Origin of the sequence: Acidithiobacillus sp. AC3 (assembly GCF_050261095.1) — a bacterium.
Lineage (GTDB): Bacteria > Pseudomonadota > Gammaproteobacteria > Acidithiobacillales > Acidithiobacillaceae > Igneacidithiobacillus > Igneacidithiobacillus copahuensis.
In genome coordinates, this window is sequence record NZ_CP189838.1 from 1,083,755 (window position 1) to 1,097,007 (window position 13,253).

The 13,253-nt window shown below is 57.4% G+C and carries 14 protein-coding genes; 2 read left to right on the plus strand and 12 right to left on the minus strand.

Features of this window, described 5'->3' with window-relative positions; translation table 11 throughout:
- The first annotated feature begins 1 nt into the window (after position 1).
- Complete coding sequence (locus ACQAYK_RS05570; RefSeq protein WP_226827144.1) at positions 2 to 1,564, plus strand: alkaline phosphatase family protein; 1,563 nt, start codon at positions 2 to 4, stop codon at positions 1,562 to 1,564.
- Between the two features lie 117 nt (positions 1,565 to 1,681).
- Complete coding sequence (locus ACQAYK_RS05575; protein ID WP_215873325.1) at positions 1,682 to 2,935, plus strand: NAD(P)/FAD-dependent oxidoreductase; 1,254 nt, start codon at positions 1,682 to 1,684, stop codon at positions 2,933 to 2,935.
- A gap of 29 nt (positions 2,936 to 2,964) precedes the next feature.
- Here ACQAYK_RS05575 and ACQAYK_RS05580 read toward each other — a convergent pair whose 3' ends face one another.
- From ACQAYK_RS05580 to ACQAYK_RS05635, 12 genes are all read right to left on the minus strand, one after another.
- Complete coding sequence (locus ACQAYK_RS05580) at positions 2,965 to 3,714, minus strand: GntR family transcriptional regulator (protein ID WP_215873326.1); 750 nt, start codon at positions 3,712 to 3,714, stop codon at positions 2,965 to 2,967.
- A 5-nt stretch (positions 3,715 to 3,719) separates the two neighbouring features.
- Entirely contained in the window at positions 3,720 to 4,253 is a 534-nt protein-coding gene (locus ACQAYK_RS05585) for an AAA family ATPase (protein ID WP_215873327.1), read from the minus strand.
- Positions 4,250 to 4,906, minus strand: a complete 657-nt coding sequence (locus ACQAYK_RS05590; protein WP_226827176.1) for a DUF1045 domain-containing protein — start codon at positions 4,904 to 4,906, stop codon at positions 4,250 to 4,252. Before ACQAYK_RS05590 ends, ACQAYK_RS05585 begins: the two co-directional genes overlap by 4 nt.
- Before the next feature lie 5 nt (positions 4,907 to 4,911).
- Positions 4,912 to 6,051 carry an alpha-D-ribose 1-methylphosphonate 5-triphosphate diphosphatase gene (locus ACQAYK_RS05595; RefSeq protein ID WP_215873329.1) on the minus strand — a complete coding sequence of 380 codons (1,140 nt, stop codon included), beginning with the start codon at positions 6,049 to 6,051 and terminating at the stop codon, positions 4,912 to 4,914.
- Positions 6,048 to 6,743, minus strand: coding sequence for a phosphonate C-P lyase system protein PhnL (gene phnL / locus ACQAYK_RS05600; protein WP_215873330.1), 696 nt, complete (start codon positions 6,741 to 6,743; stop codon positions 6,048 to 6,050). Before phnL ends, ACQAYK_RS05595 begins: the two co-directional genes overlap by 4 nt.
- Positions 6,740 to 7,522: an ATP-binding cassette domain-containing protein gene (locus tag ACQAYK_RS05605; protein WP_215873331.1), complete on the minus strand. Its 783-nt coding sequence runs from the start codon at positions 7,520 to 7,522 to the stop codon at positions 6,740 to 6,742. The genes phnL and ACQAYK_RS05605 overlap by 4 nt, the downstream gene beginning before the upstream one ends.
- Positions 7,519 to 8,352, minus strand: a complete 834-nt coding sequence (locus ACQAYK_RS05610) for an alpha-D-ribose 1-methylphosphonate 5-phosphate C-P-lyase PhnJ (protein ID WP_215873332.1) — start codon at positions 8,350 to 8,352, stop codon at positions 7,519 to 7,521. The genes ACQAYK_RS05605 and ACQAYK_RS05610 overlap by 4 nt, the downstream gene beginning before the upstream one ends.
- Positions 8,333 to 9,427: a carbon-phosphorus lyase complex subunit PhnI gene (locus ACQAYK_RS05615; RefSeq protein ID WP_215873333.1), complete on the minus strand. Its 1,095-nt coding sequence runs from the start codon at positions 9,425 to 9,427 to the stop codon at positions 8,333 to 8,335. The genes ACQAYK_RS05610 and ACQAYK_RS05615 overlap by 20 nt, the downstream gene beginning before the upstream one ends.
- Entirely contained in the window at positions 9,427 to 9,972 is a 546-nt protein-coding gene (gene phnH / locus ACQAYK_RS05620) for a phosphonate C-P lyase system protein PhnH (protein ID WP_215873334.1), read from the minus strand. Before phnH ends, ACQAYK_RS05615 begins: the two co-directional genes overlap by 1 nt.
- Positions 9,969 to 10,406, minus strand: a complete 438-nt coding sequence (gene phnG / locus ACQAYK_RS05625) for a phosphonate C-P lyase system protein PhnG (RefSeq protein WP_215885784.1) — start codon at positions 10,404 to 10,406, stop codon at positions 9,969 to 9,971. The genes phnH and phnG overlap by 4 nt, the downstream gene beginning before the upstream one ends.
- A 377-nt stretch (positions 10,407 to 10,783) precedes the next feature.
- The gene (locus tag ACQAYK_RS05630) at positions 10,784 to 11,296 is read right to left on the minus strand and encodes a hypothetical protein (RefSeq protein ID WP_483168011.1); all 513 of its coding nucleotides are present in this window, start codon (positions 11,294 to 11,296) and stop codon (positions 10,784 to 10,786) included.
- 126 nt (positions 11,297 to 11,422) lie between these two features.
- On the minus strand, positions 11,423 to 13,126 hold the full coding sequence (locus ACQAYK_RS05635; RefSeq protein ID WP_483168012.1) for a TonB-dependent receptor: 1,704 nt from the start codon (positions 13,124 to 13,126) through the stop codon (positions 11,423 to 11,425).
- Positions 13,127 to 13,253 lie beyond the last annotated feature (127 nt).

Here is a 13,253-nt window from a genome sequence, read left to right on the forward strand (position 1 = left end):
CATGAATCGTCGTTCATTTTTGAAGCATCTGGGTCTGGGTGCCGGTGCCGCCGTTGCTGGCCCGCATCTGTTGGGTGTGGCCCATGCGGCTGGCGGCAGCAGTGAGCAGATGCTGCGCAGCAAGATCGAGCATGTCGTCGTGATTTTTCAGGAAAACCGGAGTTTTGATCATTACTTCGGGACATTTCAGCCGCGTAATGGCCAAAAGGTGGTCAATCTTTTGGACGCTGCCGGAAAAATCGATCCGCGCTTTACCAACCTGCAAAAAAATCCCGCGGGCATCCCGTACGCCAATCTGCCATTACCCACGGAAATTCCGGCTTTTACTCAGGCGAGTCTGCCCAACCAGCCATTTCATCTGGCGCCGTACATCCCCGCCAATGGTAACGTGCGCTGGGATCCCAAGCACCGTTTCTTCCGCATGATGGCAGAGGTCAACAACGGTAAGATGGATCTTTTCGTGGCGCTGGCGGGTGGCGCCCACACGCACCTCAGCCGCGATGAATTTCGCAAGATGACGCCGGCGCAGATTGCCTTTGATCTGGCCCGGCCCAGCGGCCCGGTGCTGGGCTATTATGAGGCGGCGGACCTGCCGTTTTACCACCGCATGGCGCATGAATATGTGCTCTTCGATCATTTCTATCAGGCCATGAGCGGTGGGAGTACGGGAAATGCGCTGTATCTGGCGGCGTGCCGCTCTTGCGTCAATCCGACTGTCCCAGACGAAAATGTTGCGCCCTTCGACCCTCATGAAGCCGGTCTGCAGCATGCCTTCTTCGACCTGCCTTACGACCATCGTCGGGTGATGGTGAACGACCTGCCGCCGCTGCAGGGTCCGACCAACGCCGGTGAGCCAAAGGTATTGAAGATCAGCCCGCCTCCCGCCGCACAGACCTACGACAACATTGGCGATCGCCTCAACGCCGCCAAGGTCGATTGGGCCTGGTATAACGAAAACTGGAATCGGGTAAAGCCCTGGGCCTTGAAAACCGCCTTTGGTCCAGGAGATGGCTCTGCTGTGGTGGAAACCTCGCAGCTCTACGTCGCCCACCACAATCCGTTCCAATATTATCCGCGCTGGTTTGATTACGTTCGGGATGGGCACATGCGCGACGCCGACGACTTTCTGGAAGATGCGCGGCAGGGCAAACTGCCTGGGGTATCCTTCATCAAGGCGAGTGCTGCGCATGACGAACATCCTGCCGATTCTGCTTCCGCAGTGGGGATGGAGTGGGTCGAGCGCTTGGTTCGTTCGGTAGGAGAGGGGCCAGCCTGGGAAAAGACCGCCATTTTCATCGCCTATGACGAGGGCGGCGGTTTCTGGGACTCGCTGCCACCCAAGGTGGTAGATGAGTACGGCTTCGGTACCCGCATTCCGGCACTGCTGATCAGTCCCTGGGCGCGTCAGGGTCTAGTGGACCACCATCTGGCGAGTACGGCCAGTATCCTCAAGTTCATTGAGACCCGCTTTGGCTTGGCGCCACTTAATCATCGCGACCGCGATGCCTACGACATGCTCGGAGCGTTCGACTGGGGGCAGCGCCCGCGCAGTTTTTCGCTGTGATGATTCGGGGCCTGCCACCCGGCAGGTCCCGCTCAGGCGCTTCCGCTAGGGCACTCCCGCCGTTGCTTCCTGTCTGTGCTATTCTGAATTCTGGCTTATTGGCTGGGAGGCGGCGCTATGGCAAAGTCCGTGATGGTGGCGGGTGCGGGGATTGTGGGTCTCTCGATAGCGCTACAGTTGCAGTTGCGTGGTTGGCAGGTGCAACTCTGGGATCGCCAGCCAGCGGGGGAGGGGACCTCTTATGGCAATGCCGGACTCATTCAACGCGAGGCGGTGTTCCCCCAGCCCTTTCCGCGGGATCTTCATGAACTTTGGCATTACGCCGGCAATCGCAGCAGTCGTGCACAGTACCGGTTTCGTGCCTTGCCGCCTCTGGCACCCGCCTTTCTGCGCTATTGGCGCGCATCTCGTCCTGATCGTCTGCAACGCAGTGCCAAGGACTACGGAGCGCTCATTCGCCATTGTCTGGAGGACCACCTGGCACTGGCAGCCGTGACCGATGCCAGCGAGTTGTATCGGCCGGGGGGCTGGGTACAAACCTTTCAGAAGCCGGAACATTTGGCGGCGGAGTCGGCGGCGGCCGCCTATAAAAAACTGCACTTTGACGTGGAATATGTCTTGTGGGACGAAAATGCGCTGAAACAGCACCTTCCCATGCTGCGCGCTGGTCTCGCTGGCGCCATTCACTGGACCCAGCCTTTGGCACTGATCGAACCGGTCGCGCTGTCCCAGGCCTATTTGCGGACCTTTCAACAGCAGGGCGGCGAATTTGTCTTGGAGGGCATCAAAGAACTGGAAAAGACCGCGCACGGCTGGCGTATCCGCGGCGAGAAACAATCAGGAGAAGCTCCCTGGCTGGTATTCAGCATGGGCGCCTGGACGGTAGATTGGGCTAAGCGCTTGGGGTATCAGGCTCCAGTGTTCGTTAAACGGGGCTATCATCAGCATTATACCCAAAGCGCAGAGCCGGGACTGCCGCTGCCGGTATTGGATAGCGAGGCGGGTTATGTACTCGCACCGATGCGCCACGGTCTGCGCCTGACCACCGGGGCCGAATTTGCCGGGCGGGATGACCCACCATCGTTGCGCCAGCTAAGCCTGGCGGAGGCGGCGGCGCGTAAGCTCTACCCGGGTCTGGGGCGTCCCCTGGACCCCAAACCCTGGCTGGGACATCGTCCGTGTACGGGGGACATGCTACCTATCATCGGTCCGCTGCGGGAGCAGCCAGGCATCTTTCTTGCTTTTGGGCACTGCCACCAGGGCCTGACCATGGGACCGAGTACCGGCCGCCTGGTGGCGCAGATGCTGGAGAATGACGCGCACCCCTTTGTGGATCCCTGGCCGTATCGTCCGGAGCGTTTCCGGGCGTAAACGGCACCGTCGATCTGTGTGGGCTTGAATTAGCCGGGTTCGTAGACCAGCCGCACGCGGGAGGCAGGGTACAGTACGGTAGAAAACTCGATACCGACCCCGGCAGGATCGACGTTGACGTTTTCACAAAGCAACAGACATTCGCCCTTTGCCAATTGCAGGAGCTCGCGCTCGCTGGCTTGTGCTAGAGACGACTGGATGGTGGAGCGCATGCGGGTGTAATCCTGCACGCCACGCAGGCGCAGAGACTCGGTAATCCCGCGCCCGGCACGCAGGTCCTCCACCAGTGGCAGCAAGTGCTCGCCAAAGAAGAGATGACGGGCGACGGAGATGGGTTCGTTCCCGACGAAGCCCAGGGTCTTGACCATGGCGACCCGCGGAAAATCTGGGAAAACGCCATAGGACTGGATACGGCGCAGCTCGGGCAAATCCGCCAGGTCCAGAATTTGTGCTTCCAGTATCTGATTGTGTCCAGGCTTCTGGTATTTCTTGACCCATTCAGAAAAACGCGGACGCTGCATTAATTGGTAATCAAACTGGGGTTGGGCGACAAAAGTCCCGATACCATGCCGGGTTTCTGCCGCACCCAATTCACAAAGCTGTTGCAATGCGCGGCGCAGGGTATGACGATTGACGCCGTATTCCTCGGCCAGAAACTGCTCACTCGGCAAGCGTTCGCCGCTCGGCCACTCCTTGGCCTCGATGCGTGCGTAAAGATCGTCGGCGATCTGTTTCCAGATGCTGATGCCGTTCTGAAAGTTGGTGATATGTACGGGCATGGCAGTCAGTCTAGCAAATTCCGCAGGATCGTGAGCAGATCCGTCAGGGCATCTTCCACGGCACCGTTGTTGGAGATAGGAAAATCCACCACGTCTGGGCCAAGAGGAACTTGGCGTGCCAGGCGTTCGGAAATCGCGTCGGTAGATTCCCGATTCCGCGCCAGCAGGCGCTCGCGACGAATCTGCGCGTCGGCATCGATGAGGATCGTGCTGCCCCCCAGAGTCTGGCGCAAGCTGAGCAGGGTCTGGCGCGATACACTGACCACTACCAGGCGACCATCCTGGGGTAATGCCGACCAGGGTAGCGCGTACTCCCAGCCATGTGCCTGCCAGGAAAGGGCAAGCCGGCCCTGTTTTTCCAGGGCCGTGAGTTCTTCAGGCGGTACGTATTCTTCTCCCCAGGCGGGCTGCGGCCGGGTCACCAAGCGTCTGGCAAAATAAACGCGGGGATCATCGCATAAGGCCTCCTGAGCAAGGCGGAGCAGGGTATCTTTCCCTGCGCCGGAGGGGCCGGCCACCCAGACGAAGGATGATTTCATCCGCGGGCCCCCAAAGGAATTTCCGCGATGACCCGAAAGGGATTTTTGGCATCGTCTTGCACCAAGAGCGCAAGGGAGCGCAAAAAGCGGGGACGGAGGAGTACCTCCGAGAAAAATTCCTGTGTCTGCGGCAGCCAAGCGTCGGGCTTGGGAACTGCATCGCTCAGGGTCAGGTGAAAGACAAAATCGGTAAAGACATGCGGATACCCCCATTGCCGCAACTGCGCTCGCTGGCGCTCGCTGTAGCTGGCGCGGGATCGCTGCTGCAACTCTTCCTCATTGTAGGGACGGCGGAAAGAGTCCAGTTCCCGAACGCAGGCATCGGCCAGGGCATGCAATTCCGGGCAGGATTGCGTCAAACGCAGGCTCAGGAAGGCATCGTCCAGCACCAGACGCAAATCCGGAAGACGAAACGGCTCATGCTGCTGCAGCAGAGAGCGGGTCGCTGCTTCGAGATCTGCGAGAGTGCCCTGGAGAGGCATGGGCGCCTTGATGGTGGCGTGGAAACCATAAGCTTGGGCGCGCCCCGCCGGTACCTGTGGATGGGGTCGGGAGACTGCGCACACTGTACGGCTGTCCCAGCCCAGCCAACGACTTCCGCACTCCCACAGCGGATCATCGGCCAACGGCAAATAGTAGAGAGCGACACGCATGGTTCTCAACCGACGCGCTCGCCCGCACGCCAGACTCCGCGCAGGGTCACCAGCCCGTCCTGATAGCGCCCGCGCAGCAGATCTGCGCGCTGTCCGGGGGTCATACTTCCGCGATCTTCCAGACCCAATAGTCTTGCTGGACTACTGGTGACCATGGCTATGGCCTGCGGAAGGGAGGCGAGCTTCTGCTCGGCCAGGAGGAAAGCTGCCTCCAGTAAGGAGCTCGGGTAGTAGTCAGAGGCCAGGGCGCTGACTACGCCCTCCCGCACCAGATCAGCCACCGCCACATTGCCGGAGTGGGAGCCACCGCGCACCAGATTGGGGGCGCCGGCCACCGTCGCCATGCCCAGATCCACGGCATGCCGAGCAGCGGCAAGAGTTACTGGAAACTCGCTGATACGAATGCCATCGCGTGCGTTGCGTTCGATTTCTTCTGGAGTGACATCGTCGTGACTCGCTACCGGTAGAGGCCGGTCGCGTAGCAGCTCGAGAATGAAAGCGCGATTCTGGGCGCTATAGCGATGGTGCCTTTCCTGTGATTCCGCGATACGCTGCTCCAACTCCTCTTCGCTCAAACCCTCCGCGCGGCGCCCCGAGCGGAATTTTTCGAGATTGGTGTGCTGTCCCACTCCCGGCGTGTGATCCATCAGACTGAGCATCTGCACGGGTCCTGCCGCCAGGCTTTCCTGCAGCAACTGCGGCAGATTGGCCACCGGCAATTCGCAACGGAGATGCAGAAAATGCTCGGCGCGCAACTGATCGCCAGCGCGCAACTGTTGCAGGTCGACCAGTGCGTCGCGTAAGGTCTGCACCCGCTGCGCCTCGAAGCCGGCGTCACCAACGCAGAGGGCGTCGGCAACGCTGGTGATTCCTGCCGCGATGCATTGGGCATCGTGCGCTAGAAAGGCCGAGCGCGAGGGCCAACGGGCCTGCGTCCGCGGCTGTACCTGCCGCTCCAGGTTGTCCGTATGGATATCCACCAGGCCCGGAAGCAGGAAATCGCCGGCACAGTCGAGGAGTTCCGAGCTACTCGATGGTCCCTCGTCCAGGATCCGGATCTTGCCGTCATCATCCAGCAGTAACGAACCAAGCACGACTTCATCGGGCAGAACCAGGCGGGCGTTGCGAAATCCACGGATCTTCATGAGCAGGCATCTCCAGCGGCAAGGATAAGTTCGCGGTCGGCAAGCTTTCGAATCTGTTGCGGGTCGTGCAAGATGAGCAGAATGCTACGACCATTCTCCTTGGCACGCCGAATTTCAGCAAGAATCAGGGCGGCATTGGCGGGGTCCAGGGAAGCCGTCGGTTCATCCAGCAGGAGCAGGGGATGGGTGCCGATCAGGGTACGGGCGACATTCACCCGTTGTTGTTCGCCGCCGGAAAAGCTGGCGGGGGGCAAATGGTGCAGCGCCAGCGGAATATTCAGGCGCAGTAATAACTCGCGGGCCCGCGCCGCCGCCTCTGTGTCGGATTTTCCTTGTAATAGCGCTGGCTCGGCGACGATCGCCAGGGTCGATACGCGGGGGATCACCCGCAGAAACTGGCTGGCGTACGCCATGCTCCAGCGTCGCGCATCCAGGATGCTGCGGGAGTCGGCGCGAGAGAGTTCCAGGCATTGCTGTTGGTGATGTAGATAAATGCTACCGGAATCCACCCGGTAGCTACCGAAAACGCAACGCAGGAGGGTCGACTTGCCGGCACCGGAGGGCCCGCGCAGGGCCACGCATTCGCCGGCCTGCAACTGGAAATCTGGGGCGCGCAGAGTGGGTAAGCGCTGCCCGCCACGCAAGTGCAGGGTAAAAGTCTTTTCCAGGGACTCCACTTCGAGCAGATTCATAGGGTCAGAACCGAGGCGACCAGTAGTTGGCTATAGGGATGTTGCGGATCCTCCAACACCTGGTCTACCAGGCCTGCCTCCACCACTCGCCCACCCTGCAGAATGATTAGCCGTTGGGCGAGGAGGCGGGCAACGCCCAGATCGTGGGTGACCAGGGCAACGGCCATGGCACTGCTCTGGACCAACTTGCGGATCAGGTCGAGAACCGCTGCCTGTACGGAAAGATCGAGACCGCTGGTGGGCTCGTCCAGTAACAGGATACTGGGCCGACTGATCAACACCCGGGCAAGCTGGAGGCGCTGGAGCATGCCTCCGGAAAATTGCTGGGGCGTGTCATCGATGCGGTCAGGATCGATCTCCACCCGCGCTAACCAGTCCTTTGCCTCCGCCCGCAGACGGGCGTAGGAACGTTCCCCCTGCGCCAGCCGACGCTCGATAATGTTGGCCCCCGCACTATGCTGCATGCGCAGGGAATCGCGGGAGTTTTGCGTCATCAGCGCCCAGCGGCTGCGCTGCAATTGACGCAGTTCCTGTTGTCGTAGTTCGGCAAGATCGCAGCGTCGGCCATGACCATCATCAGCCTCCACCACCCCCCGACTCGGCCGCAGATCGCCATGCAGCAGTCGCAGCAGGGTGGATTTCCCCGATCCACTTTCGCCCACGATGGCCAGCACCTCACCAGGATAGAGTTCGAGATGCACGTCGTGAAGCACCTTGCGTTGGCCAAAGGCAAAATCCAAGTCCTGCGCGCGCAGGGAGGGCTCGATTTGCGGAGTCATCCCTCTATTCTCCGCTGGCAATAATCGGTGTCGGAGCAGACGTATTGTCTTCGGCCCGCATCGTCCAGAATGATCTCGTCCTTATACGATTCTGTGCTGCCGCAGCGATGGCAGGGCGGTTGCTCCCACTCGGGACAGAAGGGATGGTCGGAAAACTGCAGAGGCTCAACGTTGGTGTAAGGAGGTACGGCATAGAGGCGACGCTCCCGTCCCGCGCCAAAAAGGTGCAAAGCCGCGCTCTGATGCAGCTTCGGGAGATCGAAGGCCGGAATCGGAGACGGAGACATCAAATACCGGCCATGGACCAGGACCGGGTAATCGTAACTCACGGTGATACGCCCCTGGCGCGCCACCTGGTCGAAAAGAGATAAATACATGAGGCTGTAATCTCCCCAGGCGTGCAGGCGGAGGGTTTCCGTCTGCCGGGCTTCGAGTTTGAACAAGGGTTCCGGCATGGGCACCTGATAGACCATGATCTGTCCCTCGCGCAGGGGCGTTTCTGGAATACGGTGGCGAGTCTGGATGATAGTCGACTCGTCGCTTCGGGTGCTGCGGCTTACCCCGGCGGTGCGGGCAAAAAACCGGGCAATGGAGATGGCGTTGGTGGTATCGTCCGCCCCTTGATCGATGACCTTGAGGATATCGTCACTACCCAGGATGGCCGCGGTGACCTGAATGCCTCCGGTCCCCCAGCCATAGGGCAGGGGAAGATTACGGCTGGGGAAAGAGATCTGATGACCGGGTATGGCCACCGCCTTGAGCAGTTTGCGGCGGATGGCACGTTTGCTGCCCTCATCCAGATACGCGAAATTATACGACACTTGCATCATCGGCTCCTGCCGCCGGGTCCTTCAGGGTTTCCTGCCGCAGATTGCGCAGGGTCTGCAGCTCACTCTGAAAATCTACATGGTGGGGTAGCTTCAGGTGTTCCAGAAAGCCCATGGCTGCCACGTTGTCACCGTGGGCCAGCACAAACTCCTGATCCTGCGCTGGAGCGTTGCACTCCTCCCCCAGCTCGGCGCCGCGCAGGGCGCGATCCACCAGCGCCATGGCAATGGCTTTGCGCTCGTTGCCGCCCAATTGCAGGCCATAACCGCGAGTGAACTGTGCCTGTTCCGTCGCTGGCTGGTGCACGGTTTCTGCCTCGACGGCATGCACTTCGCCAATGCAGACCGCTTCGACAATTCCCGGTAGTTGCACATAGACCCGCGCCGGACCGCTGCGCAATTCCCCCAGAAACGGATGGGTATGTCCATAGCCGCGTTGTGTGGAATAGGCCAGACCGAGTACAAACCCCTCATCGGCCCGGGCCAGCGCTTGCAGGCGCAAGGCCCGCGGGGCAGGGAATTGGAGAGGCTCCTCGCGTAGATCGGGCGGGACGGCCGGCCCTTTTTCATTAGCACTGCTGGCCTCCAGTATTCCCTCGCGCGTAAGGATTTCCGCGAGATTACCGGATTCGCCATGCTTGGCGTTGGACTCCAAATCATGCTGCGGCAATTCCATCCCGGCGAAAAATCCGATCAAGCGATGCGAGTAATCGTAGGTGGCACCAAGGCGCTGTCCTCCCGGCAGGTCCTTGAATACCGCCGAAATCCGTCGCTCTGCACGGGCGTCGTCGAGAGCTATTGGCAGTGCCTCCCCCAGTCGGGGCAAGGTGGCGGCATAGGCGCGCAGCAGAAACACCGCTTCGAGAACATCTCCTTGTCCCTGTAGGAGTGCCTGCGCCGCGAGTTTCGGTGCGTGGAGAGCAGCCTCGGCCATGACCCGATCGATGGCTTTGCGCTGGGAGCGCAGGGTCTCGGTAATGCGCGCTGTGTCGTCGATCCTTCCTTCGATCTCCTGGGCCACCAGGCGGTGTGCCTGGTCGATGGCTGCCTCGCCCCCTTTGCTGGCTACATAGCTCATCAGGGTAGTCCTATCTGTGTGCTGCGCGGCAGGCCAATGCAGGCGTCCGGTAGCAAGAGTATGACATCCACCCCTTGCGGATAGCGGGCGTGATTGCGTTCCCAGGCCATAAGAAAGGAAGGTGCTAGCGGTAGCCAAGTCGTCAGTTGACCGTTAATGCCCGGCCCTTGCAGTACATAATCCTGACCTGGACCGCGCAGTGCCCAACAGAGCAGGGTCGCGCTGTTTTCTGGTGCCTCCTCGCTGCCCTGAGGTAGGTCATCCAGGGCCGACCAATCCCAGTCGGCCGCGCGCGCCAGTACGAAATCTGCGGGCAGGTTGGACGCTCTGCGGGCATTCAGACCAGCAACCCAGTTTTCCAATTCCTTGTCGAGGCCTGGCCAGAGGCAGATGCTGGTCGCGCTGTCCAGTAGACAGGAAAGAACAAGCCCAAGACTGCCGAAAGGAAAGGTGTCCGCATCCGGCAACCGTTGTGGGATTCCCGGCCGGCTCATCGCAGCGAGCAAACTGCGGAAGCTTCGTTGATCCTGGTGTACCCGCGTCATTCCATGTTCTCCAGATTGAAGAAGTCCACCTGCGTGGCCCGATATTGCGCGTGCTGGCACGCGTTATCGTCGTCTATGGACTTTTGTAGAGCCTCCATCAAAAGTCTCCCCCAGCTCTCCCAGCTCGATGTGTCCTGCAACAATGCATCCCAGCGAGCAATCCAAAGGGCATGCTCGGCATCATCTCCCAAGAGCCAGCCCAACCCCTCGTACCCGCGGGCATCACGGATATGAGCTTGGGTGACGAGAAGATCCGTCAGACAAAATGGATCGCCCTCAACATCGGCTCGTGCGGGTAGCAAGAGAGTACCGAGCTGTGGACCCAGCAGCAGCTCATAGCTTGGCCAGTCCGGAACCCAGGTCGCGAGCTCCCTGAGCTGCGCCGGTGGCGCAAGTGCGAGGGTGGCCAGGACTTGGGAGCGTTGGTAGGGCATAACACCTCCAAAGCTCATATTATATAGACAACTATAACTTTATAAATGTGACCTAGTGTTCAAATCAATCAACTTATCAGTCGTTTGAGCCTCGGACGTTGCGGACAAGGAAGAATGAGCTTTCCATGCTTTGTCAGGATCAATTACACATGGAATTTCTCTGGTTGTTGTTACCAGTCAAAGGCACCCATCATGTCGTACGCATTGCGATCGCGGTGGTTGAGCGGCTCAAGCCCAAATCGTGATTCGATAAACTTCAGGATGCTCGCAGTGCTCGTGACGTGATGATCTACCAACCCCGAACGAGTCCAAAAAAGCCCCCGGCGATGCCGGGGGTGCCTGTTAAACTGAGTAAGTGCACCGACTAAATGAACGCGTTAAAATCTTGCAGATACAGTGACAAAATATTGCCGGGGCGCACCTGGGTCTACCAGAATGGCACCAGCGCTGTTGCCGCCGAAGTATCCGCCACTGGTTATGTACTCGATAGGATTGTAGCGCGTATCGAAAAGGTTGTATAAGCCAACAGAGAGCTTGACAGTTTTCAGCGTCGGGATAAAAGAATCTAGTCGATTAGTTTTTATCCCAAGAATGAGATTAGATACATTGTATCCTGGCTGCTTCCGGTGCGATGGCGCACCAGTTAAATTATTGAACAGATATTGAGAGCTTGTATACTGATCAACAAATTTCGGAGAGAAAAGAAAGCCGTGATAATAATAACGATAATCAACGCCCGCACTCATAGTAAGATTTGGGCTATAAGATACGTTTTCATTGTGCAAAGTGGTACCTCCACCCTGTGGGGTGTAGGACGTATAATATGAATGATTGAGACCAAGATTGGCGAACAGATGCCAGTGCCAGGAGGGATTATCTGCTATTGCCACAGTGACACCGTTCACTACTGCATTTGCTGCAGCAAACTTGGTCTGGGCAATATTGGAAAGGTAGGTTGCAATGGTTTCATTGGCTAGTCTGTCGTGGTAGTAATTTATGTTGAACGTGAAGTCATGCTAAAAATACCAATTTTGCACTAAGAATTTAGCGCCAATTTCATAATCTGTGCTTTTCACAGGCTTAAGCGTGTTAAAATCAATAGTTCCACCATTGCTGTTGTAGGCGCCAAAGTTATTGTCAGTTGGGTTTTGATAGGATACGCTATAGTGAGCATATAATGCTCCCCATTTAACCGGCGCGAAGCGCACGCCGACGGATGGCTCCAAACGAGATATTGTATCCGAAGAGCTATTGATGAGAGTTTGATTCTGCGCGCCAGCTGGCAAATTTGGAAACGCCTCGTTACCGTTGTTATACATTTGGGTTTGATACTGCACAGCGGCTAATCCAGGAGTTATCTTAAGGCCTGCATATGGCGTGATGGTATCTTGGATAAAGCCAGTCAGATATGTGTTATAAAGAACATCGCTGTTGTACTGAATAGGATAATATCTGCTGGTTCCTAGCTGCTCGTTATAACCTGCATAAATCGATGAATATTTTTGTTGAATCCACGATCCTCCTGCTTTTATGAGGTTCATCGGCAAATGCCAGGTGAAGTACAACTTGTCTCCGTAGGTATCCGAGCTTGGGTTATAATATTCGGAATTAGCTGTATTATCTGGTTGATAATTCGTGATACGATAATGCAATCTGTGTCCGTGACGATACCATGCAAGGTCATGCAACGTTAAATCTTTGCTCATATGGGTATTGAGCTTTGCGTATAGCATGTATCCTTGCACCTTCAGCTGCTTGAACCATACTGACTGCGGGAGTGATGAATAGAACCCAGTAGTTGCTTGGCTGTACAAGGGTGCGTTGGCGTTCAGGCCTTCGGTTGTGATGCCCTGTATAGGAGCGATAGGGATAAAATTTGGCCTGAACTCACGGGAACTGTCAACGTAGCCACCAAGACTGAATGTACCGTTCTGAAAAGCTTTTGTCACCTTACCAAAATAGGCGAATGACTGTGAGGGCGCATTGAATGTTCCCGTACGGAACGTATTGTTTTTGATGTAGCCTCCCGCCAGAACTGCGGACCATCCATCGTACATTCCTGTCTTGAGATCAAAGTTGTAACCAAGCGTACCGTTACTGCCAAATGTGGTACCAATTTCGGCGCCTGGCTTTAATGACGGCTGGAGTGGTACAAAGTTGATGGTGCCACCAACGCTATCGAACCACCGATCGGCTGGATTCCCTGGCCCGTAGGTTACGTTGACGCCATGTATCATTTGGAGAATAGGAATTTCGTTTGAGTCCCATCCACCATTATGAGAAATCAGATTGTTCATGGGAACCCCGTCAAACAATACCGTCAGGCCATTGCGCTCGACGTCACCGTTGACAGATGACCAGCCCACCTTCACGCCGCGCACTGCGATTTCATAGCGCGCGGTTGATGCTATTCCGCCGTAGCCACGAGTAGCTATGCCGGGCGCAAGCGATAGAGCCTGCGCTGCTCCGGCAGTGGGTCCTACGCCTTGAATTTCACGCTTCCCAAGGACGGCCTGGGATTGTGTGGATTTAAAAATCTGCTTATGAGTAAGTTTGCTATCTGAGCTGTTCCGATCCGTGACGGCTTTTGAGGCCTTGCTCACCTCGCCTACATTAACTCCTGGTTGGCTGTCACTAGCGAGGGCTATGCTGTATAAGTTACACAGTCCGATGGATAACAGTGCAGCATGTAGCGGTTTAAATTGAAAAGTGCTGATCATGAGTTAACTCCTTTAGTGTTACAGAAATCGTTGGATAGAGTGCACAAAATACATGATTCTATGGTGTTAAATAACTTCTCTGTTAATTCTGTGTGTTTTGCAGAAACTGTTAACAAAATTCTATTTA